The organism is Dyadobacter soli, assembly GCF_900101885.1.
Lineage (GTDB): Bacteria > Bacteroidota > Bacteroidia > Cytophagales > Spirosomataceae > Dyadobacter > Dyadobacter soli.
Window position 1 is genome coordinate 349,845 of record NZ_FNAN01000005.1, and the last position, 24,089, is coordinate 373,933.

A 24,089-nucleotide genomic window follows, 5' to 3' on the forward strand; every position below is an offset into this window, starting at 1 on the left:
TGGCATTTGCGAAGCAAGGCAAAAAGTGCTAAAAAGTTGCATTCTGAAAAATGCCAATCCATTGCCGGGGGCTTTATCCCCCGGATCCGGAGCAAAAGGAATTGCTGGTAACAGCATAGCAAGGCAATGCAGCAAAAGCTCTTGCTCAAAAAACAAACGAAGCTATCATTAACCCAAGGCTTCAGCCTTGGGACTAGACCAACCAATTATGTTCAACTTAGCAGGAAAAACAGCACTGGTGACCGGTGGAGCGAGCGGGATCGGATTGGCGATCTCCAAAACTTTCGCGAAGCAGGGCGCTTACGTGCACATTCTCGAACTCAATATTGACCTGGCCAACCAGGTGGTGAGCGAAATCACCGCGGAAGGCGGGCAGGCTGAGGCACACGCACTGGACATCTCCAAACAGGCGGATGTCGTCAACATTATCAACAGCATCGCGGCACAGCGCCCGATAAATATCCTCGTCAACAATGCCGGCATCGCGCATATCGGCAAGGCGGATACGACTTCCGAAATCGATTTCGACCGTGTGATTAATATCAACGTCAAAGGCGTTTACAACTGCCTGATGGCCACCATCCCACATTTGAAATCCAACGGCGGCGGCGTTATTTTGAACATGGCATCCATTGCGGCAACAGTAGGAATACCCGACCGCTTTGCTTATTCTACTGCAAAAGGTGCGGTTTACTCCATGACATTGTCGGTAGCCCGCGATTATCTGGCGGAAGGTATCCGTTGCAACAGCATTTCGCCGGCTCGCGTGCACACGCCTTTTGTGGATGGTTTTATTTCGAAAAACTATCCTGGAAAAGAGCAGGAAATGTTTGAAAAACTGTCGAAAACACAGCCTATCGGAAGGATGGCGAAACCGGAGGAGATCGGTGCATTGGCACTGTACCTCTGCTCCGACGAGGCAGGATTTATCACCGGTTGCGATTATCTGATCGACGGTGGTTTTGAAAAATTGAATAATTGAGAGGAGGCTACAAGCTTTAAGCTGTGAGCGGTTTGCAAGGTCAGCCGACATTTAGTTTAGTTATAATTTAAAATACATTAATCATTAGGACGGAAGAATATTGAGTGCAAATAGCATAAGGCTTACAGCTTATAGCCTATTGCTTACAGCTTACCCGTCCCAAATATCCCTTTCCATGAAACTATTTCGTTTTGGTGCATTTGAAAATGAAAAACCCGGCGTAGAGCTGGCCGACGGTACAAAGCTGGATGTTTCGGCATTCGGGGAAGATTATAACGAGAAATTCTTCGCAACCGACGGTATCGCCCGTTTGGCGAGCTGGCTGGAAGGTAATGCCGCTTCTGCGCCGAAAGTAGCCGACGGTTTCCGCTACGGCTCATGCGTGGCGCGTCCTTCCAAGATCGTTTGCATTGGTATGAATTATGCCAAACACGCCTACGAATCCGGCGCGACGGAACTGCCGAAAGAGCCGATCATTTTCTTCAAATCCACTTCCGCATTGTGCGGGCCTTTCGACCAGGTGATTATCCCCAGAAATTCGGAGAAAACCGACTGGGAAGTAGAACTGGCTGTGGTAATCGGCAAGAAAACGAGTTACGTGGATGAAGCCAATGCATTGGACTATGTAGCAGGTTATGCCGTCCATAACGACTATTCGGAACGGGCGTTCCAAATGGAGCGCGGCGGGCAATGGGTGAAAGGTAAAAGTAACGACACATTCGCGCCGCTGGGCCCGTACCTCGTCACTTCCGACGAAGTAGGCAATGCCAACGACCTCGATTTGTGGCTCGAATTGAACGGCAAGAAAATCCAGGATAGCAACACTTCCGACATGATTTTCCAGATTCCTTTCCTGGTGAGCTACCTGAGTCAGTTTATGACGCTGCTTCCGGGAGATGTGATCACTACGGGTACACCAGCCGGCGTAGGATTGGGTATGAAGCCGCCGGTTTATCTCAAACCAGGCGACGTGGTTGAATTAGGTATTGAAAAACTGGGGTCGCAAAAGCAGGAAGCAATTGCCTGGAAGGCGGTTTAATATATGGTAGTCGACGCACACCAGCATTTCTGGATATTCGACGAGGAACGTGATTCGTGGATCACGCCCGAAATGGAGGTTATCCGGCGGAATTTCCTGCCGGAAGACCTCTGGCCGGTCCTCAAAGCCAATAAGGTTGATGGCTGCGTGGCCGTGCAGGCTTCGCAGAACGATGCCGAAACGGAGTTTTTGCTGCATTTGGCCGAAGCCAACGATTTTGTCAGAGGCGTGGTAGGCTGGGTTGATCTTCGGGCGGTGAATCTTTACGATCAGCTCGAAAGGTATTCGCAGTTTGAAAAATTGAAAGGATTCCGTCACGTAGCGCAGGGGCAGCCGGAAGGTTTTCTGTTGCAGCCCGAGTTTATCAAGGGAGTAGGCACGCTGGTTGCATTTGACTTCACGTACGACATTCTCATTTACCAAAACCAGTTGAAAGAAGCATTCAACTTCGCAGTAAAGCTGCCGAATGTGCATTTCGTGCTGGACCACATTGCCAAGCCGCTCATCAAAGCGCAGGAGTTGCAACCCTGGGCCGACGATATCCGCCGACTTGCCGAATTGCCCAATGTGCATTGCAAAGTATCCGGCGTGGTCACCGAGGCCAATTGGCAGCATTGGGAGAAATCGGATTTCCGGCCTTATCTCGATGTCGTGTTCGAAGCATTCGGCACCGAGCGGATAATGTACGGCTCCGACTGGCCGGTATGCCTGGTCGCGGGGGAGTACGAGGGCGCGAAAGGAATTTTGACCGATTACCTCAGCATGTTCTCCGACGACGAGGTCAGAGACGTGATGGGAAACAATGCGAGAAGGTTTTATAATCTCGATATTTAGTTACGAATATGAAAAGATATTGTCTTGCCGTAGACCTGGTGGACGACCCGCAAATGATCGCGGAGTACGAGGGGTACCACAAAAAGATCCAGCCCGAGATCCACAAGAGCATTACCGATGCCGGCATTACCGTAATGGACATTTACCGTATTGGCAACCGCTTGTTCATGATCATGGAAACGGAAGACGATTTCAATTTTGAAACAAAGGCCCAAATGGATGCTTCCAACCCCAAAGTACAGGAATGGGAGCAGCTCATGTGGAAATACCAGCAAGCATTACCCACCGCAAAACCCGGTGAAAAATGGGTTTTAATGGAACAGATATTTGCCCTCTGAGATGAAAGGTCGTAGTATGAACTAGCATTCGAACAGGTTGAATAGATTACTTTACGCATTATCCATCCTTGCCTTATCATTTACATTGCTTTCGTCGCAGCCCCGCCAGGCTGTGGAAGTGAAGTTGATGAGTTTCAACATCCGTCATGGCCTTAATGTAGACGAAGAGTCGAATTTGAGGGACATTTTAAGGATAATCAAGGAAAATGACCCCGATCTGGTCGCATTGCAGGCGGTCGACAGCCTGGTGGATAAGGGGAAAGTGCAGTTCCAGCTCAGGCAGATCGCCGCGCAGACGGGCATGTACTATTCTTACGCCGTGGCTGACACGAACGAAAACGGGACGCAGGGCGTGGGGATTCTTTCGACATGGCCGTTTGAGAAAACGCAGGTGATCCATTTGCCCAAAACGGCCGGCGCAGACCCGAAGGTGTTGCAATGTGGATTGATCAGACTGTCGAGATCGGTTACCTTCCGGTTTTGCAACTCCCGGCTCGAATATGCCTCCGTAATGGATCGTGCATTGCAGGCCGCTTACATAAATCAAATGCTCGTCAACAGCGTCCAACCCGTGATTTTGGGGATGGATATGGGCGCAAGACCGAACGAACAGCCTTACTTTTCGTTCCGCAGAAACTGGCAGGACGCTGCCCGCGGGTCACAGATGCAGACCTGGAACGAAGGTTTACCGGGTGACCGGCTCGATTACATTTTTGCCTTGCTCAACAACAAGGTACGCATCAAAAACTACAAGGTGATCCGAAATTATCCGGACGTTTCTGATCACTATCCCATTCAGGCCACCATTGAATTTTGGTAGAAAATGAATTACTCAAATTGGAAAGTCGGATTATTTATTCCCTGCTATGTTGATCAGTTTTATCCGCAGGTAGGGATCGCAACACTCGAATTACTTGAAAAACTGGGCTGTACAGTCATATTTCCGCTGAACCAGACCTGCTGCGGCCAGCCGATGGCCAACTCCGGATTCGAACACCTGTCACGTTCATGCGACAATCTTTTTTATGATATTTTCAAAGATTGCGACTACGTGGTATCGCCGTCAGGAAGCTGCGTGCTGCACATTAAGGACCATTTGAAGGCCGATAACAAAGCCGGCGAATCGAAAGTGCTCAGAAAGAAAGTATACGAACTGGTCGAATTCCTGACCGATGTTTTGAAAATAGACACCATTGAAGCGGAGTTCCCGCATCGCGTTGGGCTGCACCAGGGTTGCCACGGGCAGCGTGGGTTGCATTTGTCCCAAATGTCGGAGCTGAATGCGGCGCCTTATTCCAAGCCGGTATCGCTGTTGAAGCAGGTGAAAGGGATCGAGCTGATCGACCTGGACCGCACGGACGAATGCTGCGGCTTTGGCGGGACGTTTTGTGTGAGCGAGGAAGCGGTATCCGTGAAAATGGGTAAGGACCGTGTCGCCGATCACATCCGCCACAATGCGGAGTACATTACTGGCTCCGATATGAGCTGCCTGATGCATTTGGGCGGCATTTTAAAACGGGGAAATTCGAATGTACAGGTAATGCACATCGCTGAAATCCTGAACGCAGGCATTAAAAAACCAAAACCGGAGCCCGCATACTGAGCCCCGGTTCATACAAAGTTTATGGAATGCGTGTCGTCCTGAATGCAAGCCGGACGTTACACGCTGGCTGGAATCTGAGAAGTGCCTCGTTATTAATTGATTGAAGAAACAGCGCGGCTGGTTGTAGTCAAAATATCAAACGATTGTGCTGCCTTCTCTTTACCATCCGTGATTTCGAACGTGTAGGTACCGTCCATCAAAGTTGACAAATCGAAGTATTTCAGGTAGTTGTTCTCAACTTTCCGGTTTTCTGAGAAAAGCACATTCTTCTCGTTGTCCAGAATACGAACTACTACATTTTTTGAAATAGGATTATTATAAGAAACGCGGAATTGCAATGGTTTAACCTGCAGAACGGTCAGCTTGGTAGAAGCGTTTTCAGTTTTGTCTGAGGTAGCGAAGTTGTCCTGAGCATTCGCAGCGAATGCCGATCCTGATAGAAGCAGACCTGTGATGGCTGCGATAATAAGAGTGTTTTTGGTTTTCATAGGAGTTAATATTTAATGTCTAAAAAAAGTTAAACTGAACTTAGTTCAGACTCCGATGCCCCGATCGAAAAACTTTGTTGATTCAAAAGTATAAGATATTGCAATACAAGAAAATAGCATTTTTTCGATTTGTAAAAAGTTGTTTATTAAACAAACTCGAAACTTGAAATAATGCAACGGATGTGAAAAGTACAAATCTTATTCTTCTTTAAATACCATTATCTAATTGTTAAGGCAGCTATGTCCAAAACAGTAATGGAGCACGCGGACGCTTCCGAGGTGTTCAACAGAGACGAACCTTACGTAAACTGGCACGACGAGACCTTGTGGTTCGTGCGCCAGAAACGCGATAAATCATCCAAACAACTGCCCGAATGGGAAGAACTACGCGAAGCAGCGTCGGGTATCAAGCATTATGTGCTTTCGCACCTCGACGAGCTGTTGATTTCTTTTGAACAAAAAGCGAAGGAAAACGGCGTGCAGGTCCATTGGGCGGCGAATGCGGCAGAGCATAACGAGATTGTACTCGGGCTTTTGAAGCAGCACAAGATCGACAAGATGGTGAAAAGCAAGTCGATGCTAACGGAGGAATGCCACATGAATGAATTCCTCCAAAAGAACGGCATCGAAGTGATCGACACCGACCTGGGCGAGCGTATCGTACAGCTCCGCAATGAGCCGCCGAGCCACATCGTACTGCCCGCGATCCACTTGAAAAAGAAGGATATCGGCGATCTTTTCCATGAACATTTGGGTACCGACGCCGGCGCTACCGACCCGCAATACCTCACCGAAGCCGCCCGCCAGCACTTGCGCGACAAGTTCCTGACGCGTAGAGCCGCATTGACGGGCGTCAACTTCGCGGTAGCTGAAACCGGCGGTTTTGTAGTATCCACCAACGAAGGTAATGCCGATATGGGGGCGCATTTGGCCGATATTCACATTGCCTGCATGGGTTTTGAGAAGATTATTCCAAAGCAGGAGCATCTGGGCGTTTTCCTGCGCTTGCTCGCGCGAAGTGCTACGGGTCAGCCGATTACCACTTACAGCAGCCATTTCAAAAAGCCGCGCGAAGGCCAGGAAATGCACATTGTAATAGTGGATAATGGCAGGAGTACGCAACTCGGCAGAAAGGATTTCAGGAATTCATTGAAATGCATCCGCTGCGGCGCGTGCATGAATACCTGCCCGGTTTATCGCAGGAGCGGCGGACATAGCTACCATAATGCAGTCGCCGGCCCGATAGGCTCGATCCTCGCGCCGAATTTGGATATGACCAAAAATGCGGATTTGCCGTTTGCGAGTACATTATGCGGTAGCTGCTCGAATGTATGTCCGGTGAAAATCGATATTCACGACCAGTTGTATAAATGGAGACAGGTGCTGGCGAAGGAAGGGCATGTGCCCAAAAGCAAGGAAATCGGTATCCGTGCTATGTCGACGGTGCTGGCTGCGCCGCGGTTTTACCAATGGTCGGGCAGGCTGGGGCGGACCGTAATGCGTGCGATGCCATTCATGGTGAACAATGGATTGAACCCTTGGTACAAACAGCGCGATATGCCCGAACCGCCGAAGGAAAGCTTCCGCGACTGGTACGTGCGTAACAGAAAGAATTGATTATGAGCTCACGAGATAGAATTTTAGGCCAGATCAGGCAGAATAAACCCGAGGAAGTGGCGCTGCCGCCGGTAACCACTTTTGCCAGCCATTTTGAAAATACCGAAGACAAATTCCGCGAAATGCTTTCGTTGATTTATACGGAAGTTATCGTGGTAAAAAACGCGGAAGAACTCGCACTGAAAGCGGAGGAGCTGTACAAAGGCGTCGTGAACCGGGCTACCACCATTCCCGCATTGAGCGCCTGGGCGGATTTTAGCCTCAATGTTTCCGATCCGCACGAGCTGGAAACCGTCGAAATCGCTATTGTGCAAGCCGAGTTTGGTGTGGCTGAAAATGGGGCGGTCTGGATTTCGGACCAGTATTTGCCGCATCGCGTGCTGCCATTCATTACACAAAATCTCGCATTCGTGATCCCGCGTAACGCGCTCGTGAACAATATGCATGAGGCGTACGTGCGCTTGCAGGACACGTTGGGGTGGGGCTGTTTTATTGCAGGTCCGTCAAAAACTGCGGATATTGAGCAATCGCTGGTCATCGGCGCGCACGGGGCGCGCAGCATGGTGATCTTCCTGCTGGAAGGCGAATAGTTTTGTATGGACCAACAGGTAACACTCAGACCGTTCACAAGAAATATTGCCGAAAGGCTGGCGCAGTTGGCCAATAACAAGAATGTAGTGGCGCAGGTGAGGGATAATTTTCCTTCACCTTATACGCTTTCCGACGCCCATTACTGGATCGATTTCTGTAACGGGCGCAACAATGCCGAGAGCTTTCACCGGGCGATCTATTATGATGATGAGTTTGTGGGTGGAATTGGCGTGCTGCGCCAGGAAGACATTCACCGCAATAATGCCGAGATCGGCTACTGGCTCGGCGAACCTTACTGGGGGCTTAATATTACCACCGCCGCGGTGGTGCAGATGACCGACTGGATTTTTGCCAATACCAGCATTACAAGGCTGTACGCAGGCGTATTTGAAACCAACCTGGCTTCGATGCGGGTGTTGGAAAAAGCCGGTTACAAACTCGAAGCTATTCACCGCAAGGCCATTACCAAAAATGACCAGGTGCTGGACGAACATTTGTTTGTAAAGCTAGCCGGGGAATGAGCTTTAAAAATGTATTTTTACGATCTGTAAAATTACACTTTCCAATATGCCCAAAATTATCGTTGCGATCGACGGTTATTCGAGTTGTGGGAAATCCACGACAGCGAAACTGGTTGCCAAGCAATTGAATTACCCTTACATCGACACCGGCGCGATGTACAGGGCCGTTACCCTGTATTTTATCCAGAATCATATTAGTCTTACCAATCCAAAGGAAATTGAAAATGCATTATCCAAAGTGCATATTTCCTTCCGCCGGCACCCGGAACTCGGCCGCAACGATACGTATCTGAACGGGCTGAATGTCGAGGACGAGATCCGGAAAATGTATGTTTCTGAGAAAGTGAGCGAGGTAAGCGCGATCGCCGAGGTGCGGCATGCATTGGTAGCGCAGCAGCAGCGAATGGGCAAGACGAAAGGCATTGTAATGGATGGCCGTGATATCGGTACCGTCGTATTTCCGCACGCTGAGCTGAAAATTTTCATGACCGCCGACCCGATGATCCGTGCGCACCGCCGCCAGCTGGAATTGATGGAAAAAGGCGACATCGTCGACCTCGGTCAGATCCTGGAAAACCTCAAAACCCGCGATTATATTGACACTACCCGCACCGAAAGTCCGCTCCGGCAGGCAGAGGATGCCATTTACATTGATAATTCCTTTATGACCCTCGACGAGCAGGTGGAAGTGGTGGTGCGCCTGGCCGACGAACAAATCGGGTTATCACTCAGACGTCGCGCTGCCGATAATGCCTGATATGCAGCATTTTGACTACGAATATCTCATCATAGGGCAGGGGATAGGAGGCACTTCCGTTGCCTGGCACTTGCATGATTCGGGGAAAAGCTTTCAGATCGTCGGCGATTCTTCAATGCCTTCTTCTTCACGCGTCGCGGCGGGAATTTTCAATCCTTTGACGGGTAAAAAGCTGGTCAAAACCTGGCTCGCCGATGACCTGTTTCCTTACGCGCGAACATTTTACGGCAACCTGGAACAGCGGTTGGGTCGTAAATTAATGCACCTTACTTCTATTTACCGGCCCTTCCGATCCATTGAGGAGCAGAATACTTACCTGGCGCAAACCGCAGACCCGGCGATCAGTCCGTACATCGCCACCACGCCCGATCCGGCAAGCGAGATGCCTTATGTGAATGCGCAATATGGCGGTTTGGAAGTAGTCCAATCGGGCTGGATCGACCTGCCTACGTTGCTGGATGCCAGCCGGACGTATTTTGAGGAAAAAAAATTATACACAGAAACCGCGTTTGATCCGGCCCAGCTTTTGAGAACGGAAGCGGGGATCGAATGGCAGGGTAAGCGGTTCAAAACGGTCGTGTTCTGCCAGGGTTTTTTTGCATTGGAAAACAGCTGGTTCAACTGGCTGCCATTTACACCGGTAAAAGGACAAATCCTGGAAATAGCTCCGGACGTTCCTATTAAACCGTACATTATAAATCAGGGCATATTCGCATTGCCGTTGACGGAAAATAGGATGAAAGTAGGAGCTACCTACTCCTGGGACCCGCTCGATTGGGAGGCGACCAAGGCCGCAACAGCGGAGCTGGAAGCCAAATTGCAGGCATTGCTAAGTACCGGTTACACACTGAACGGCGCGCAGGCAGGCATTCGCCCATCCGTACGCGACCGCCGGCCACTGATCGGTATCCATCCGGAGTTTTCTAATGTGTCTATTTTCAATGGGTTAGGTACAAAGGGTGTTACACTGGCGCCTTTTCTCGCAAAAGAGTTTTGTAACCACCTGATTTACGGCAAAGAATTGAACCCGCTAGTGAATATAAAAAGGTATTTTTCGTTATATTTCCGTTGACGTCAGCCTAAGCAATATGAGCAAAAGATATATTTACACATTAACCTTTTCGATCGGTCTTTTAGTAGTTTTTGGATTATTCAATGACTCAATAGCACAGCGCTATCCTTCACAGGAGACTTTTGGAAAGAACCGCGTCCAGTATAAGAAGTTCAACTGGAAAATATTCCGCACCACTAACTTCGAAATCTACCATTATCAGGGCGGTACCGCGCTTGCAAAGCTGACGGCGCAATACGCGGAAAGCGAATTCGATAAAATCACCGACGTACTTGGCTGGACGCCCTACAATCGTGTAAAAATATTCCTGTACAATTCACCGGCTGAGCTGGAACAGAGCAATATGGGCCTTTCGGTGCTTGATAACCTTTCGGATCAGAAACTGAACCTCTCGCAATCGCGCGTGGAGGTGGCGTATACAGGCGATCAGATCGGTTTCCGCAAAAAACTGGTGCGGGATATCAGCCTTCTTTTCGTGTACGACATGCTGTACGGCGGTAATATGAAGGAGGCATTGCAAAGCTCATTGCTGCTTACATTGCCGGAATGGTTTATGTCGGGAACGGCGGCTTACATTGCCGAAGGCTGGTCGCCGGAGCTGAACGACTACATGCGTGATTTCTTCAAAAACCGCAACATCCGCAAGCCTACGCTCATGACAGGCGACGACGCGACGCTGATCGGGCATTCGATCTGGAATTACATTGCGGAGCGCTACGGAAAGGACAAGATTTCCGATATCCTCAACCTCACCCGCATTATCCGCACCGAGCAGACGAGTATTACCAGCACGCTTGGTGTACAATCCTACAACCGCTTCCTGCGCGACTGGCGGGCCTATTATCTGAACCAATCAAAGAATGCAGAGCAGTTTTACACCGAGCCCAATCCGACCTGGAAGTACAAGCTGAATGAATTCAATGTGACCGACGCCAGCGCGGTGATCAAAGTCTCCCCGGACAAGAAATTCACGGCGGTGAGCGAGATTAAAAACGGCCGCTACCGGGTGTATTTGTTTGATAGTGAGTCGGGTTCCAAGAAAGTGATCCGCCAGGGTAAGCTCGATATTATCGGTGGTCGTCAGAAAACGCAGCCACCGCTTTTGGGCTGGTCGAGAAACAATGAGCTGACCATTCTTGCCAACGAGAACGACAAGAAAAATTTGTACAGATATGAAAATGTAGGTACTAAAAAGATCAAAATCAAAACGAAACGGAACATCCGTGGATTGGACCAGATTGTAGACATGGACGTGTCGCATGACGGTTCGATGCTCACTGTGAGCGCGGATAAGGCTGGCCAGAACGACATTTTCCTGATCAGCGTGGCCCGTGCTTCCGCATTGCCGCTGACGAATGACCTTTACGATGACCTTTCGCCACGCTTTGTTCAGGGCTCGTCGCGCCGCGTTGTTTTTTCTTCCAACAGACCGGTCGATTCGCTGGGTAGGGGAGATAAAGGCAGTTTCAAATCCATCGCGCCTTCGTACACTATTTTTGAGCACGATGGCACGCCGAGATCTGAAAACATCGTCAAGCTGGTAGAGTCGGAAGGAAAGGCCAAGGTAACACCGGTATATGCCGATGAAAATGACATTGTTTACCTTTCAAATGGTAAGGGCGTTAATAATCTTTACAAATACAACCGTGCTTCACAAACCAGCTCACAGCTGACCAACTACATTCAGAATATCCGAAATGCGGATGTGAATGTGAAAGCTGCCGGCGGCGCATTGGCTTACACCTATTTGAATGATGGCTACTACACCGCCGCTTTCAAAAATGGGTTCGATATCAATGCGACTGTGAATCCGCCGTCGTTGAGCGTGGCTAGCGCGGGTACTGCAAGCAATGCCGCTCCTGCCAATGCGGTAAAAACCGATTCGGCTGCCAAAGGAACGCTGGCGGATCAACCGAAAAAACTGGCTTTGAAAGAGGGCGAGGTCGATACCGACAATTATGAATTCGACGAAGATGTTTTGAAAGCATTTGAATCGAGAAGGACCCGCGGCAACTTCCCGACCACGCCTGGCGTAGCTTCGCGCACGAAGGCTGTCCGTGAAAACATCGCGATCAAAGGGCCTTACAACTACAAAGGCTTGTTTATCACGAATGACGCGAGTTCCGACTGGCGTATCGATCCGATTCGTGGATTTGGTTATGCGCAATCCATTTCGATGAATGATTTGCTCGAAAACCACGTCATTAAAGCGGGGATCTTTATCTCTTCCAATTTCAGGAACAGCGACCTGTTCGCGGAGTACAATAACAATACCTACCGTGTCGACTTCGGTTTGCGCGTTGACAGAAAGACACTTTACAACGATTCGGAAGGATTGATCCAGAAATATCGCTTCAACCAGCTGATGTTCACGGCATCGTATCCATTTTCGACTACGAGCCGCCTCTCGGTATCGCCGATGTTCACGTCCACGAGAATGATCGACGTGCTGCTGCCTAATCCGGATTTGTCTTCGAACTACGGTGGCCTCCGCAGCGAATTTGTGTTCGATAATACCCGTGTGAACGGGATGAATATGATGGAAGGAACGCGTTTCAAGCTGCGTTACGACCTGTACCAGGGTTTGAGCAATGGCAATGAGAGCTTCAACCGCGTGAGCCTCGACTTCCGCCATTACCAGAAAATCCACCGCGACCTGATCCTCGCGGTGCGTGCGGCAGCCAGCCATTCCGGCGGACGGGCGCCTAAGCAGAATATCCTTGGCGGTATGGAAAACTGGCTCGGTAACCGCAAAGAAAACCGCACCGGCGATAACCCGCTGAACTTCCAGCGCGACAACCGCGATATTTTCTTCGCCGATTTCGCTACGAACCTGCGCGGTTTTAAACTCAACAGATTGTCGGGTACAAGTTATATGCTGGTGAATGCCGAGTTGAGAATCCCGCTGGTGAAATACCTTTACCGCGGCGCCATTACATCGAGCTTCCTGCGCAACTTCCAGATCGTCGGTTTCGGGGACATTGGTACTGCCTGGACGGGTAAAGGGCCATTCAGCGAAAACAACAGCCTCAATACGCAGATCATCACAGACCCGAGCGGCACGTTCCGGGCAACGGTTACCAATTACAAAAACCCTTACCTGATGGGTTACGGTGCCGGTGTGAGGACGACGCTGTTCGGCTTCTATGCCAAATTTGATTATGCGTGGGGCGTTGATAACGGTTATACTAACAAGCCAATTCCTTACGTAACACTGGGTTACGATTTTTGATCTGACCCGGCAGTAAAAAAGTAATATTCAAGAGTTTTCAAGATGGCAAGAGACTGACTCTCCTGCCATTTTTGTTTAAATAACCCAAATTCAGTGCTATGCTTTTAAAAACCACACATCACTATTCAAGAAAGATCATTCTTGCGGGTACATTATTAATAGGCAGCTTTACTACCGCAATTGCGCAACGGGAAGTGCTGTATGAACAGTATGTTCAGAATCCGATGTCGATCAACCCCGGCTTTACGGGCGTACGCGAGGATTTTAATATGACTGCGATGTTTCGCAGGAAGTGGTTCAACATCCCTAATTCCCCCACCAGCCAAACCTTCGCCGCCGATGGAACGGTTGCGAACGGTAAGTTTGGAATAGGCTTCCAGGCATTGAATGACCAGACGAGCTATTTCACGACCACCGGCTTTGTAGGCTCATTCGCATTTCATTTGGGCTTGTCGGACACCTGGAAACTTGGCCTCGGCGCGCAGGGTGGGATCAACGTGCTGCCCGTTTCGGACGGCACGTCCATTGGTAACAACCGTGCGCTGGGTAGTTTCGGGCTGGGAGCCTGGCTGCGGTCGGACAACCTGTATTTTGGTGTTTCCAAGCCGGAAGTGTTGTCACAGAAGTTCGGCGACCAGATCGTGGGCACATTGTACCGCCGGCCGCTCTACATTACGGCGGGCGGAAGCCATGCATTGAGCGAAGATGTGATGATGCTGCCGCATGTGTTGTTTGTACAGGAGAAAGACCACAAGCTGAGATTTGACTTCGGTTCGCGGTTCTGGTTCAGGGAGAAAGTAGGATTGGGCGCGTCTTACCGTGTGGGAGGCGGGTACAATTCTTTATCGGCAAAAGTGGATTATTTACAGTTAACGGCTGAGGTTCAGCTGGGAAGAAATGTGCGGCTGGGGTATTTTTACAGTACCCGGCAGGTGGAACAGATCTACGCATCCTATTCGGGACCCAAAGGAATCCACGAGCTCATGCTGAAATTTATTCCGAATCCCAAAGGTTTTCAGAAATTCTGATGTCAAGAACCTTTCCAAATCGACTTTCAGGTTAAGTTAAAAGGATATTTTTATTCGTAATCTTTACATAACTCTCGTACCTTTGTCCCGTAAATGAAATACTCACTTTTGTGATGGATAAATACACTTATATAGCAAATTCCGACGCCGCTTATATCGATGAATTGTACAATTCCTATAAGCAAGATCCAGCTTCCGTAGATGAAGGCTGGCAGAAGTTTTTTGAAGGTTATGATTTTTATCAAAAATATCCGGTTAACGGCAACGGACGTGCGAATGGCGCTGCCAACGGCAAAGAAGCTGCGGTAGCCGGGAAAACAGATCCTGCACGCATCCGCAAGGAAATGGAAGTGGTGCATTTGATCCGTGGATATAGGTCGAGGGGACACCTCCTGGCGACGACGAACCCGATCCAGAAAAGGAAAGACCGCCGTCCGCAATTGGACATTGCTGATTTTAACCTGGGATCCGAAGACCTCGATACTGTTTTTGAAGCCGGTGTTGAGGTCTTTGATCGTCCGGCCACCTTGCGCGAGATCGTGGATGCATTGCAGACGATCTATGCAAGAAATATCGGTTTCGAATACCTCTACATCCGTGACCGCGAGCAGAAAAGCTGGTTGCGTAAGAAAATCGAAAAGGAAGCATTGACAATGTCTTTCTCGATCGATGAGAAAAAACACATTCTTTCAAAACTCAACGAAGCCGTTGTTTTTGAAAACTTCCTGCATACCAAATACCTCGGCCAGAAACGCTTCTCGCTGGAAGGTGGTGAAACGACGATCCCCGCACTCGATGCGATGATCAACAAAGCCGCTGAAATGGGTGTGGTGGAAGTGATGATCGGTATGGCGCACCGCGGCCGCCTGAACGTGCTCGCGAACATCATGCAGAAAACTTACGGACAGATCTTCAACGAATTCGAAGGTAACCTGCCCGACCAGGTTTGGGGTGATGGCGACGTGAAATACCACATGGGTTTCGCGAGCCAGATCACGACCAAAGAAGGCAATAACGTACACCTGAAATTGGCACCGAACCCATCGCACCTTGAAGCGGTGAACCCGGTGGTTGAAGGTTACATCCGCGCCCGTGCCGACGGTATGTACGACAGCGATTACGACCGCGTATTGCCTGTGTTGATCCACGGTGATGCGGCTGTGGCTGGCCAGGGTATCGTTTACGAGGTGACCCAAATGTCGGCATTGAATGGCTACTACACCGGTGGTACCATCCATTTCGTGATCAACAACCAGGTTGGTTTTACTACCGACTTCGTAGATGCGCGTTCGTCGATTTACTGTACGGATATCGCCAAAATCGTGGATGCACCTGTATTGCACGTGAATGGTGACGATCCGGAGGCAGTGGTGTATTGTATGCGCCTCGCGGTGGAATACCGCCAGAAATTCAACAAGGATATTTTCATTGATATGGTTTGCTACCGCCGTCACGGACATAACGAGGCGGACGAACCGAAATTTACGCAGCCGGTTCTGTACAAATCGATCGAGAACCATCAGAATCCGCGTGAAATCTACCAGAAAACACTGGCAGACCGCGGCGACGTAGATGCGCAGCTTGCGGCTAATATGGACAAGGAGTTCAAGCAATTGTTGCAGGAGCGCCTCGATATGGTGAAGCAGAAAGCATTGCCATACACCATGCCGAAACTGGAACAGGAATGGCATACGCTGCGTAAATCCAAACCGGAGGATTTTGAGAAATCTCCTGAAACCGGTGTGCCTTTGGAAGAGCTGGAAAAGATTGGTAAAGCGCTGATCAGCACGCCTGAGAATTTCAACAGATTGAAACAGATCGACAAGTTGCTCAAAGACCGTGAGCAAATGATCTTCGATAAAAAGGAAGTAAACTGGGCTACTGCCGAGTTGCTCGCCTATGGTTCGATCCTTTCGGAAGGTAATATCGTCCGTTTGAGCGGCCAGGATGTGCAGCGCGGTACATTCTCGCACCGTCACGCGGTATTACGCGATGTGGAGACCAATGCGGCTTACAACAGTTTGCAGCACATTCAGGAAGGCCAGGGCCAGTTCATGATCTACAACTCACTGCTTTCGGAGTACGGGGTATTAGGTTTTGAATTCGGTTACTCGATGGCTAACCCGAATGCATTGGTGATCTGGGAAGCACAGTTTGGTGACTTTGCGAATGGTACCCAGGTGATCATCGACCAGTTTGTAACATCCAGCGAAACCAAATGGGATCGTTGGACAGGCTTGGTAATGTTGCTGCCACACGGCTACGAAGGCCAGGGACCGGAGCATTCCAATGCGCGTCCGGAGCGTTACCTGCAACTTTCGGCCAACTATAACATTATTGTGGCGAATGTGACCACGCCGGCCAACTTCTTCCACTTGCTCCGCAGGCAGTTGAAGTTCCCGTTCCGCAAGCCGTTGATCGTGATGTCGCCGAAATCGATGCTGCGTCACCCGCTTTGCGTTTCCCCGATAGACAGCTTAGTGAGCGGTTCATTCCAGGAAACCATCGGCGATACTTATGCAGATCCGAAAAAGGTGAAGAAAGTGTTGCTGTGTACCGGTAAGCTGTACTATGAGTTGTACGAAAGACAGCAAGCCGACAAACGCGACGACGTGGCGATCATTCGTCTGGAACAAATGCATCCGTTCCCGCAAACGCAGATCGACGCGCACCTGAGCCAGTACGAAAATGCCGCTGTTTATTGGGTACAGGAAGAACCTTTCAATATGGGTGGCTGGACGTTCATGCTCCGCATGTACAAAGGCGTGAAGCCATTGCAGGTCATCGCCCGTGAACCGAGCGCTTCGCCTTCGACAGGTTTCTCAAAAATCCATACGAAGGAGCAAGCGGAAATCATCAACAGGGCTTTTGAATGATATTCCTATAATTTTTGACATAATTCGATAACAAGATTGCACATAAAATGGCTGAAATTGAAATAAAAGTACCGCCCGTTGGCGAGTCGATTACCGAGGTTACGATAGGAAACTGGTTCAAAAATGATGGCGATTTTGTAAAGATGGACGAAGTGATCTGCGGGCTGGATTCGGACAAAGCGACATTTGAACTCACCGCGGAAGCAGAAGGGATATTGCATATTAAAGCCCAGGAAGGCGATACACTCAATATCGGCGACCTGATCGCGACTATCGACGCGGCCAATGGCGCTGCTCCGAAAGAAACGGCTCCGAAGGCGGAAGCTGCGGCTCCGGCTGCTGCGGCAACCCCAGCTGCTGAGCCAGCAAAAGTGGAAGCTCCTGCCCCTACGGCGGCTCCTGCGGCAGTGTCCACTGGAGCAACCAGCCAGGTTTATGAAATGAAAGTTCCGGCCGTAGGAGAGTCTATCAGCGAAGTGACCATTGCTTCTTGGAGCAAAAAAGATGGTGACTACGTGGCTGTGGACGAAATCCTGTGCGAACTGGAATCTGATAAGGCAACATTCGAACTCCCGGCAGAAGCTGCGGGTATATTGACGATCGTAGGGAAAGAAGGCGACACGCTGTCGATCGGTGCGGTTATCTGCACGATTGCGGTAACTGCCGGAGCACCTGCGGCTGCACCAGCACAGGCAAATGCCCCTGCGGCTGCGGCACCTGCTGGCGACAAAGCTTACAGCGAGAAACACGCTTCCCCGGTGGCTGCGAAAATCCTTGCAGAAAAGGGAATCGATCCGAAAGACGTGAACGGTTCAGGCTCGGGAGGCAAAATTATGAAAGACGATGCTTTGAAAGCTGAGAAGGCAGCTCCGGCTACGGCTCCCGCAACTGCGAAACCTGCTGCTGCTTCGGCCCCTGCGGCTGCACCAGCTCCTGCTGGCGCGCGTGCATCGCGTCGCGAAAAAATGTCGTCGTTGCGTAAAACGATCGCACGTCGTTTGGTGGCAGTGAAAAATGAAACGGCCATGCTCACCACTTTCAACGAGGTGGACATGAAGCCGGTGATGGATCTGCGTTCCAAATTCAAGGATAAATTCAAAGAAAAACACGAAGTAGGACTTGGTTTCATGTCGTTCTTCGTGAAGGCGGTAACCGTGGCGTTGAAGGACTTCCCGGTAATCAATGCCCAGATCGATGGCGATGAGCTCGTTTACAACGATTTCGCTGATATTTCGGTGGCTGTTTCAACACCTCGCGGACTGGTAGTACCGGTTATCCGTAATGCTGAAACGCTGTCATTTGCGGCAATCGAGAAAGAAATCGTTCGTTTGGCGATTCGTGCGCGTGATGGTAAACTTGGCCTGGACGAAATGTCGGGTGGTACCTTCACGATTACCAATGGCGGTACATTCGGGTCAATGATGTCAACACCGATTATCAATGCACCGCAATCGGCTATCCTCGGTATGCACAATATCGTAGAGCGCCCGGTGGTAGTGGACGGCCAGATCGTCGTTCGTCCGATCATGTACGTGGCGTTGTCGTACGACCACCGCACGATAGACGGTAAGGATTCGGTAAGCTTCCTCGTTCGCGTGAAGCAGCTGCTCGAAGATCCGATGCGTCTGTTACTGGATATGTAATATTATCATTTCGGAAAAATAGATAACAGAGCAGGCCCGGGTTTCCGGGCTTGTTCTGTTTACGGGCTATTGCAGCTTCTCGTTCTGCTTGTGGCGGTCCTTATCCCGGTCGGTTTTCTTGGCCAGGTTCTTTTCGAATGCCTCGGTAAGGTTAATGCCCGTCTGGTTGGCGAGGCATATCAATACCCAAAGCACATCGGCCATTTCATCGCCCAGATCTTTTCCCAAATCCGACTTTTTAAACGACTGATCCCCGTACGTACGCGCCATAATGCGCGCGAGCTCGCCTACCTCCTCGGTAAGGATCGTCATGTTGGTCAGTTCCGAGAAATAGCGTACGCCGTAAGTTTTGATCCACTGATCGACTTGTCCTTGTGCTTCCTGAATGGTCATGGTTAGTTTTGAATGAGCCGCCGTGGAACGGGGAACAAGCCGCCGCGGAACGGGAATGATTGAATGATTGAATGATTGAATGCGCCGTGGAGTTGGGATGAGCGGATTACATAATGTCATTCAGATCCTGTTTTTTGAGTCTATGACGATGGTGACTGGGCCGTCGTTAAGCAAAGATACCTTCATATCCGCGCCGAATTCTCCTGTCTGAATCGGCTTTCCTAACTCCTGGCCGAGGAACTCGACCATCTTTTCATACATCGGGATGGCGATGTTCGGCTTGGCCGCTTCGATGAAGGAAGGCCGGTTGCCTTTTTTAGTACTTGCGTGCAAGGTAAACTGGCTGATCACCAGAATGTCCCCGTTGACTGTCTTCAAATCCAGGTTCATTTTACCTTCTTCATCATTGAATACCCGCAGGCCTACAATCTTCTTGCCGAGCCATTCTATATCTTCCGGCAGATCGGAATGGGTCACGCCGAGCAGTACCATAAAGCCCGTCTTGATTTCCCCTTTCACCTTCCCATCAATGGTCACCGAAGCGCTGCTGACGCGCTGGATTACTGCAATCATGTTAATCGTGTATTGATTTTGAGTGCGGCAAAAGTAAGGGTAATCTTTGAAAATGGGCTGAATGATGGGTGAAAAGCCGATGGTTCAGTGCGGTCGACCGTTCGAATCTGCGATTAGAGAAGGTAACTGCTGTGTATTTAAATTGAAAAAAACAATCAATGCAGACCTCTAACAGATGGACCACCCTAACTATGAATTTATATATTCTGACGAACACAATCTTTATTCGTTCATTAGTAAAGGCACGAAAGGCTACTTTATTAAACTTGTTCAATACCAAGCGTTGAAAGCTAATCTGTACAATCTTGCTTTTGGAGACTGGTCTCCGGCTATTGGTGGAATAGATGATAAAGCTGTAACCGACAATGGTGATATGGAAATGGTGATATCGACAGTTGTACAAATTACCAAAGCTTTCTTGCGCGCTAACCCGGGAGTTTCCGTTCAATTCAGGGGCAGCACATCGGCGAGAACGAGATTGTATCAAATTGTCCTAAACACTAATTATCACGTGATAAGTCAGCAGTTTGAAATACTTGGCCTCTTAAATGGGAAGTGGCACAAATTCGAAAAAAATGTAAATTATGAAGTATTCCTCGTTTCAGAATTGTTATAATTTTACAAATCTTAAAAATTATGAAAGAGCATTCTAATAATCCCAAGGGCAGGAAGTATAATGGTGAAACTCCGAACCTCAACGAGTTGCAAGGTATCGACTTGTTTCCCAAAAAAACAGCCAAGGCAAGGGAGATTCTTGCCAAATACCCCGTCCCAGAGCATTTATTAAAGCGTAGCAAGTCGTAGTACTGCGTCTATCCCCACCCAATGACATCAGAACGCATTTCCGTTTTCGACATTTTCAAGATAGGCATCGGCCCGTCCAGTTCGCATACCCTTGGCCCTTGGCGGGCGGCGCAGCAGTTTTTGGGTACGGTGAAAGAAAAGGGACTACTGCAAAACGTCGAAAATGTAACTGTACACCTTTACGGGTCTCTGGCCAAAACGGGCAAGGGGCATGGTACCGACATTGCGGTGATACTCGGTCTGAGCGGCTATGATCCGGTGACGATCGAAACGAGTTCCATCGATCGCATTCTCGCCGATATAGCGGCAAGTGAGACGATTTGCTTGCATGGAGAAATGCAGGTTCATTTTAATCCCAAAACAGATGTAGTGTTCCACAAAACGGAGTCGTTGCCGTTTCACCCGAATGGGGTGGCATTTACGGCTGGCTGTGGGGACGGAAAGGTGCTGGAAGAGACTTATTACTCGATCGGCGGCGGTTTTGTGATACAGGAGGGCCCGGAGGCCGAGGCTAATGCTGCATCTGCGGAAATTCCTTATCCGGTCGATAACGCTTCGGATTTGCTGGAATGGCACCGCGTTACTGGCAAGGCAATTTGGGAAATAGTGCTGGAAAATGAGTGGGTTTGGAGAAACGATGCGGCGATACGGAAGGATTTGCTAAATATCTGGCGGGTAATGCAGGACAGTATTTTCCTGGGTTGTCAGCATAAGGGTGTGTTGCCGGGTGGACTGAACGTCCAGCGGAGAGCAGCCGAATTGAACCAGAAACTATTAAAAGGTCACGCCTGTGCAGGCTGCGACGAATGGATCGAACTGATCCGAAACAGCGGCTCGGGTTTTAACTATACCCTGGATTGGGTCAGCTGCTTCGCATTAGCGGTGAATGAGCAGAATGCTTCTTATAGTCGCGTGGTTACGGCTCCTACCAATGGTGCGGCCGGCGTGATCCCGGCGGTGCTTCAATTTTATATGACCTTCTGCGGCGGTACGGAAGAGGATGTTTTCAGGTTTTTGCTGACGGCGGGCGAGATCGGGAGCATTTTTAAAAAAGGCGCGACTATTTCAGCTGCTATGGGCGGTTGCCAGGCGGAGATAGGCGTGTCGTCGGCAATGGCTGCGGCCGGGTTGGCACAGGTTTCGGGTGGAACGGTGGAGCAATGCCTGATGGCTGCTGAAATTGCCATGGAGCATCACCTCGGACTTACTTGCGATCCGGTGGCCGGATTGGTCCAGATCCCGTGCATTGAGCGCAACACAATGGGCGCAATCAAGGCCATTACCGCTTCTCAACTTGCATTGCAAAGTAACCCTGAGAATGCGAAGGTTTCGCTGGATAATGTGGTGAAAACAATGTGGCAGACCGCCTTGGACATGAACAACCGGTATAAGGAAACTTCCGAAGGCGGGCTCGCTGTCAATATCCCGATCAGTCTGAGCGAGTGCTAGACTGGTTAAGCTTGTCGGCGCTACAATTTCAGTAATAAATGCGCCAGTCCGAAATACACCCCATAACCGATAAGGTCATTGGCAGTAGTAATAAAAGGCCCGGAGGCTACCGCCGGGTTAATACCGATTTTTTCCAGTAAAATGGGTGTCAAAGTGCCCATAAAGGAAGCAAGAAATACTACTGACATTAAAGCAGTTGATACAACCAGTGCCAGTTGTAATTCATTCCCAATCAGCATATTAAATCCAAATACGATAGCGCTGATAATGATCCCGTTAATGAATGCCACGGCAAACATCCTGATCAGACGCTGGCCTAATGTGGTATCTATACCCGTCTTGTCCGCAAGGCCTTGGAGGATAATGGACGACGTCTGAATCCCTACATTCCCGCCGGTTGAACCAATAATAGGAATAAATGCAGCCATAGCAGGGATGATTTTCAGGTCACCTTCAAAAAAGCTGATAAACTTCGCAGCGAGAATTCCACCCATCATACCCACAAGCAGCCACGGCAAACGCGCCTTGGTTTGTTGCCAGATGCTATCATCTTCCTCGACGTCCCCGGTAATACCCGCCATCGCGAGGGTATCCGAACTCGCCTGGTCGGTGATCACATCCACGATATCATCGATCGTAATGCGGCCGAGAAGTTTGCCCTGTACATTCACCACCGGCAATGCGTCGAGGTCATAGCGCCGCATGAGCTCGGCTACTTCTTCGGCCGGACGGTAGGTTTCCACGAAAATGACGTCTTTATCGTACAGGCTTTCGATTTTGGTGTTTTTGTGCGCGAGAACGATCTTTTTGAGCGAAAGAATACCCAGTAGTTTACCAAAATCATCAACTACATACACCGCATACACTTTCTCGACATCCTCGGCCTGCGTCCGTAGCTCCTCAATGCATTGGTTCACAGTCCAGTTCACATTGGCTTTGACGAGCTCTTTCTGCATCAGACCGCCCGCTACGTCCTCGTCGTAATGCAGCAAATCGAGGATAAAACGTGCCTGTTCGCGGTCTTCGAGCAATGCGATTACTTCTTCGCGCAGGCGGATCGGCTGCTCTTTCAGCAAATCCACGGCGTCATCGGAATCGAACAGGTTGACGAACTTCGATATTTCCTCCGACGTAAATGCTTTCAGGAAGTTGCGACGTTCGTCCCGGTCCATGTCGGCCAGGATCGCCGCGCCGGTTTCGATATTCAGCTGGCTGATCAGGAACTTGGCGCTTTCCGTTTCCAGCTCGTACAGCAAGCTGGTGATGTCGGCCGGAAAGAGGTTCTCCATTTCCGACCGAATGGCCGAAGAGTCCTCTTTTTCAATCAGTTCCTGAATGTGGTCTACGTATAGCTGGGTTAATTCGAACGTCATCGTAATCGAGCTTTTAGCGATTGGCGAAATGCTTATAGCTTACTTAATATACTGCCTGAGAGCGGGTTTAGTTCGCTGCCTGCGCATTTTGGGCGAGGAGCGTCAACGTAACGAATTCCTGAACGCTCAATTGTTCAGCCCGCTTGTTGAGCAAAGGGTGATCCGGTATTTCGCCTACCGGTTTGAGGGCATTGCGCAGGGTTTTGCGTCGCTGGTTGAATGCAGTTTTAACCACTCTGAAAAATAGTTTTTCATCACATTCCAATGCCGCCACCGCATTCCGGCGCAGCCGTATCACACCCGATTGCACTTTCGGCGGCGGGTCAAACGCGCCCGGAGGCACGGATACGAGGTAATCGATGTCATAAAATGCCTGCAATAGCACGCTCAGAATGCCATAATCCTTGTTTCCGGGAGGCGATGCAATGCGTTGTGCCACTTCTTTTTGCAGCATACACACGATCTCCGGAATGCGGTCACGGATTTCGAGTGCGCGGAAAAATATCTGCGACGAAATGTTGTAAGGGAAATTCCCGATGATCGCGAACTTGTCCGCGAAATAGTCGTTTGGATTGAATTTCAGGAAATCACCTGCGATAATGCGCGGCGCCAGGTCCGGGTAATGCTTTTCAAGATAGGCGACAGACTCGGTGTCGATCTCGATGACGTGGGTGGTAAAAGTAGTTTTGGGTAAAAGAAATTGGGTGAGTACGCCCATACCCGGCCCGATTTCGAGGACGCGGTCGTAGCCACCGTGGCCGGACAGTCCGTCGACGATGCGTTGGGCAATATTCAAATCTTTCAGAAAGTGCTGGCCCAGATGCTTTTTGGCCCGCACTTTGGTATCATCCGGTTTTTTATAATTCATTTTCACAA

At 49.8% G+C, this 24,089-nt stretch carries 23 protein-coding genes; 18 read left to right on the plus strand and 5 right to left on the minus strand.

The features are described 5' to 3' along the window. Positions 1 to 208: 208 nt before the first annotated feature. The 6 genes from BLQ88_RS09880 to BLQ88_RS09905 all read left to right on the plus strand — a co-directional run bounded on the left by BLQ88_RS09880 (position 209) and on the right by BLQ88_RS09905 (position 4,796). The gene (locus BLQ88_RS09880; RefSeq protein WP_090148825.1) at positions 209 to 982 is read left to right on the plus strand and encodes an SDR family NAD(P)-dependent oxidoreductase; all 774 of its coding nucleotides are present in this window, start codon (positions 209 to 211) and stop codon (positions 980 to 982) included. A 175-nt stretch (positions 983 to 1,157) separates the two neighbouring features. Further along, positions 1,158 to 2,021 (plus strand): fumarylacetoacetate hydrolase family protein, encoded by an 864-nt coding sequence (locus tag BLQ88_RS09885; protein ID WP_090148827.1) that lies wholly within the window; start codon positions 1,158 to 1,160, stop codon positions 2,019 to 2,021. A gap of 3 nt (positions 2,022 to 2,024) precedes the next feature. Further along, positions 2,025 to 2,855 carry an amidohydrolase family protein gene (locus BLQ88_RS09890; protein WP_090148828.1) on the plus strand — a complete coding sequence of 277 codons (831 nt, stop codon included), beginning with the start codon at positions 2,025 to 2,027 and terminating at the stop codon, positions 2,853 to 2,855. Positions 2,856 to 2,863: 8 nt separating this feature from the next. Next, positions 2,864 to 3,193 (plus strand): L-rhamnose mutarotase, encoded by a 330-nt coding sequence (locus tag BLQ88_RS09895; protein ID WP_090148830.1) that lies wholly within the window; start codon positions 2,864 to 2,866, stop codon positions 3,191 to 3,193. A gap of 37 nt (positions 3,194 to 3,230) precedes the next feature. Continuing rightward, a complete protein-coding gene (locus BLQ88_RS09900; RefSeq protein ID WP_229212648.1) occupies positions 3,231 to 4,013 on the plus strand; it encodes an endonuclease/exonuclease/phosphatase family protein in 783 nt (260 codons plus the stop codon). Between the two features lie 3 nt (positions 4,014 to 4,016). Beyond that, complete coding sequence (locus BLQ88_RS09905; protein WP_090148831.1) at positions 4,017 to 4,796, plus strand: (Fe-S)-binding protein; 780 nt, start codon at positions 4,017 to 4,019, stop codon at positions 4,794 to 4,796. Positions 4,797 to 4,888: 92 nt separating this feature from the next. On the opposite strand, the gene BLQ88_RS09910 is transcribed toward BLQ88_RS09905, so the two are convergent. Beyond that, positions 4,889 to 5,284 (minus strand): T9SS type A sorting domain-containing protein, encoded by a 396-nt coding sequence (locus BLQ88_RS09910; protein ID WP_090148833.1) that lies wholly within the window; start codon positions 5,282 to 5,284, stop codon positions 4,889 to 4,891. Positions 5,285 to 5,524: 240 nt separating this feature from the next. Between BLQ88_RS09910 and BLQ88_RS09915 the strand changes: the two genes are divergently transcribed. From BLQ88_RS09915 to odhB, 9 genes are all read left to right on the plus strand, one after another. Next, entirely contained in the window at positions 5,525 to 6,901 is a 1,377-nt protein-coding gene (locus tag BLQ88_RS09915; RefSeq protein WP_090148834.1) for a lactate utilization protein B, read from the plus strand. A 2-nt stretch (positions 6,902 to 6,903) separates the two neighbouring features. Then, complete coding sequence (locus BLQ88_RS09920) at positions 6,904 to 7,491, plus strand: LutC/YkgG family protein (RefSeq protein WP_090148836.1); 588 nt, start codon at positions 6,904 to 6,906, stop codon at positions 7,489 to 7,491. Positions 7,492 to 7,497: 6 nt separating this feature from the next. After that, positions 7,498 to 8,013, plus strand: a complete 516-nt coding sequence (locus BLQ88_RS09925) for a GNAT family N-acetyltransferase (protein WP_090148839.1) — start codon at positions 7,498 to 7,500, stop codon at positions 8,011 to 8,013. Between the two features lie 46 nt (positions 8,014 to 8,059). Then, positions 8,060 to 8,770, plus strand: a complete 711-nt coding sequence (cmk, locus tag BLQ88_RS09930) for a (d)CMP kinase (RefSeq protein WP_090148841.1) — start codon at positions 8,060 to 8,062, stop codon at positions 8,768 to 8,770. Position 8,771: 1 nt separating this feature from the next. Continuing rightward, the gene (locus BLQ88_RS09935) at positions 8,772 to 9,842 is read left to right on the plus strand and encodes an NAD(P)/FAD-dependent oxidoreductase (RefSeq protein ID WP_090148843.1); all 1,071 of its coding nucleotides are present in this window, start codon (positions 8,772 to 8,774) and stop codon (positions 9,840 to 9,842) included. Between the two features lie 16 nt (positions 9,843 to 9,858). Continuing rightward, positions 9,859 to 13,074 (plus strand): hypothetical protein, encoded by a 3,216-nt coding sequence (locus BLQ88_RS09940; protein ID WP_090148845.1) that lies wholly within the window; start codon positions 9,859 to 9,861, stop codon positions 13,072 to 13,074. Positions 13,075 to 13,172: 98 nt separating this feature from the next. After that, positions 13,173 to 14,102 carry a PorP/SprF family type IX secretion system membrane protein gene (locus BLQ88_RS09945; RefSeq protein ID WP_090148847.1) on the plus strand — a complete coding sequence of 310 codons (930 nt, stop codon included), beginning with the start codon at positions 13,173 to 13,175 and terminating at the stop codon, positions 14,100 to 14,102. A gap of 113 nt (positions 14,103 to 14,215) precedes the next feature. Beyond that, positions 14,216 to 16,978, plus strand: coding sequence for a 2-oxoglutarate dehydrogenase E1 component (locus BLQ88_RS09950; RefSeq protein WP_090148848.1), 2,763 nt, complete (start codon positions 14,216 to 14,218; stop codon positions 16,976 to 16,978). Positions 16,979 to 17,025: 47 nt separating this feature from the next. Further along, positions 17,026 to 18,621 (plus strand): 2-oxoglutarate dehydrogenase complex dihydrolipoyllysine-residue succinyltransferase, encoded by a 1,596-nt coding sequence (gene odhB, locus BLQ88_RS09955; protein ID WP_090148850.1) that lies wholly within the window; start codon positions 17,026 to 17,028, stop codon positions 18,619 to 18,621. Positions 18,622 to 18,687: 66 nt separating this feature from the next. Here odhB and BLQ88_RS09960 read toward each other — a convergent pair whose 3' ends face one another. Further along, entirely contained in the window at positions 18,688 to 19,014 is a 327-nt protein-coding gene (locus BLQ88_RS09960; RefSeq protein ID WP_090148852.1) for a nucleotide pyrophosphohydrolase, read from the minus strand. A gap of 120 nt (positions 19,015 to 19,134) precedes the next feature. Continuing rightward, positions 19,135 to 19,587 (minus strand): D-aminoacyl-tRNA deacylase, encoded by a 453-nt coding sequence (gene dtd / locus BLQ88_RS09965; protein ID WP_090148854.1) that lies wholly within the window; start codon positions 19,585 to 19,587, stop codon positions 19,135 to 19,137. A gap of 175 nt (positions 19,588 to 19,762) precedes the next feature. Here dtd and BLQ88_RS09970 point away from each other — a divergent pair, with 175 nt between their 5' ends. Genes BLQ88_RS09970 through BLQ88_RS09975 form a run of 3 tightly spaced genes read left to right on the plus strand, consistent with a single transcriptional unit; the run spans position 19,763 to position 21,840 of the window. Then, a complete protein-coding gene (locus tag BLQ88_RS09970; RefSeq protein ID WP_090148855.1) occupies positions 19,763 to 20,203 on the plus strand; it encodes a DUF6934 family protein in 441 nt (146 codons plus the stop codon). Positions 20,204 to 20,223: 20 nt separating this feature from the next. Next, on the plus strand, positions 20,224 to 20,391 hold the full coding sequence (locus BLQ88_RS36720) for a hypothetical protein (protein WP_176884962.1): 168 nt from the start codon (positions 20,224 to 20,226) through the stop codon (positions 20,389 to 20,391). A 21-nt stretch (positions 20,392 to 20,412) separates the two neighbouring features. Continuing rightward, on the plus strand, positions 20,413 to 21,840 hold the full coding sequence (locus BLQ88_RS09975; protein ID WP_090148857.1) for an L-serine ammonia-lyase: 1,428 nt from the start codon (positions 20,413 to 20,415) through the stop codon (positions 21,838 to 21,840). A gap of 20 nt (positions 21,841 to 21,860) precedes the next feature. Here BLQ88_RS09975 and mgtE read toward each other — a convergent pair whose 3' ends face one another. Both mgtE and rsmA read right to left on the minus strand, forming a co-directional pair. Further along, on the minus strand, positions 21,861 to 23,213 hold the full coding sequence (gene mgtE / locus BLQ88_RS09980; protein ID WP_090148858.1) for a magnesium transporter: 1,353 nt from the start codon (positions 23,211 to 23,213) through the stop codon (positions 21,861 to 21,863). Positions 23,214 to 23,280: 67 nt separating this feature from the next. Then, on the minus strand, positions 23,281 to 24,081 hold the full coding sequence (rsmA, locus tag BLQ88_RS09985; protein ID WP_090148860.1) for a 16S rRNA (adenine(1518)-N(6)/adenine(1519)-N(6))-dimethyltransferase RsmA: 801 nt from the start codon (positions 24,079 to 24,081) through the stop codon (positions 23,281 to 23,283). Between the last annotated feature and the right edge of the window lie 8 nt (positions 24,082 to 24,089).

Bases quoted from the DNA above. Each gene is read 5' to 3' on its own strand.
- BLQ88_RS36720 (WP_176884962.1), top strand. From the start codon at position 20,224: ATGAAAGAGCATTCTAATAATCCCAAGGGCAGGAAGTATAATGGTGAA.
- BLQ88_RS09895 (WP_090148830.1), top strand. From the start codon at position 2,864: ATGAAAAGATATTGTCTTGCCGTAGACCTGGTGGACGACCCGCAAATG.
- BLQ88_RS09940 (WP_090148845.1), top strand. From the start codon at position 9,859: ATGAGCAAAAGATATATTTACACATTAACCTTTTCGATCGGTCTTTTA.
- BLQ88_RS09915 (WP_090148834.1), top strand. From the start codon at position 5,525: ATGTCCAAAACAGTAATGGAGCACGCGGACGCTTCCGAGGTGTTCAAC.
- BLQ88_RS09910 (WP_090148833.1), bottom strand. From the start codon at position 5,284: ATGAAAACCAAAAACACTCTTATTATCGCAGCCATCACAGGTCTGCTT.
- odhB (WP_090148850.1), top strand. From the start codon at position 17,026: ATGGCTGAAATTGAAATAAAAGTACCGCCCGTTGGCGAGTCGATTACC.
- BLQ88_RS09935 (WP_090148843.1), top strand. From the start codon at position 8,772: ATGCAGCATTTTGACTACGAATATCTCATCATAGGGCAGGGGATAGGA.
- BLQ88_RS09890 (WP_090148828.1), top strand. From the start codon at position 2,025: ATGGTAGTCGACGCACACCAGCATTTCTGGATATTCGACGAGGAACGT.
- BLQ88_RS09905 (WP_090148831.1), top strand. From the start codon at position 4,017: ATGAATTACTCAAATTGGAAAGTCGGATTATTTATTCCCTGCTATGTT.
- BLQ88_RS09960 (WP_090148852.1), bottom strand. From the start codon at position 19,014: ATGACCATTCAGGAAGCACAAGGACAAGTCGATCAGTGGATCAAAACT.
- BLQ88_RS09885 (WP_090148827.1), top strand. From the start codon at position 1,158: ATGAAACTATTTCGTTTTGGTGCATTTGAAAATGAAAAACCCGGCGTA.
- mgtE (WP_090148858.1), bottom strand. From the start codon at position 23,213: ATGACGTTCGAATTAACCCAGCTATACGTAGACCACATTCAGGAACTG.
- BLQ88_RS09880 (WP_090148825.1), top strand. From the start codon at position 209: ATGTTCAACTTAGCAGGAAAAACAGCACTGGTGACCGGTGGAGCGAGC.
- BLQ88_RS09975 (WP_090148857.1), top strand. From the start codon at position 20,413: ATGACATCAGAACGCATTTCCGTTTTCGACATTTTCAAGATAGGCATC.
- dtd (WP_090148854.1), bottom strand. From the start codon at position 19,587: ATGATTGCAGTAATCCAGCGCGTCAGCAGCGCTTCGGTGACCATTGAT.
- BLQ88_RS09970 (WP_090148855.1), top strand. From the start codon at position 19,763: ATGGACCACCCTAACTATGAATTTATATATTCTGACGAACACAATCTT.
- BLQ88_RS09945 (WP_090148847.1), top strand. From the start codon at position 13,173: ATGCTTTTAAAAACCACACATCACTATTCAAGAAAGATCATTCTTGCG.
- BLQ88_RS09925 (WP_090148839.1), top strand. From the start codon at position 7,498: ATGGACCAACAGGTAACACTCAGACCGTTCACAAGAAATATTGCCGAA.
- cmk (WP_090148841.1), top strand. From the start codon at position 8,060: ATGCCCAAAATTATCGTTGCGATCGACGGTTATTCGAGTTGTGGGAAA.
- BLQ88_RS09920 (WP_090148836.1), top strand. From the start codon at position 6,904: ATGAGCTCACGAGATAGAATTTTAGGCCAGATCAGGCAGAATAAACCC.
- BLQ88_RS09950 (WP_090148848.1), top strand. From the start codon at position 14,216: ATGGATAAATACACTTATATAGCAAATTCCGACGCCGCTTATATCGAT.
- rsmA (WP_090148860.1), bottom strand. From the start codon at position 24,081: ATGAATTATAAAAAACCGGATGATACCAAAGTGCGGGCCAAAAAGCAT.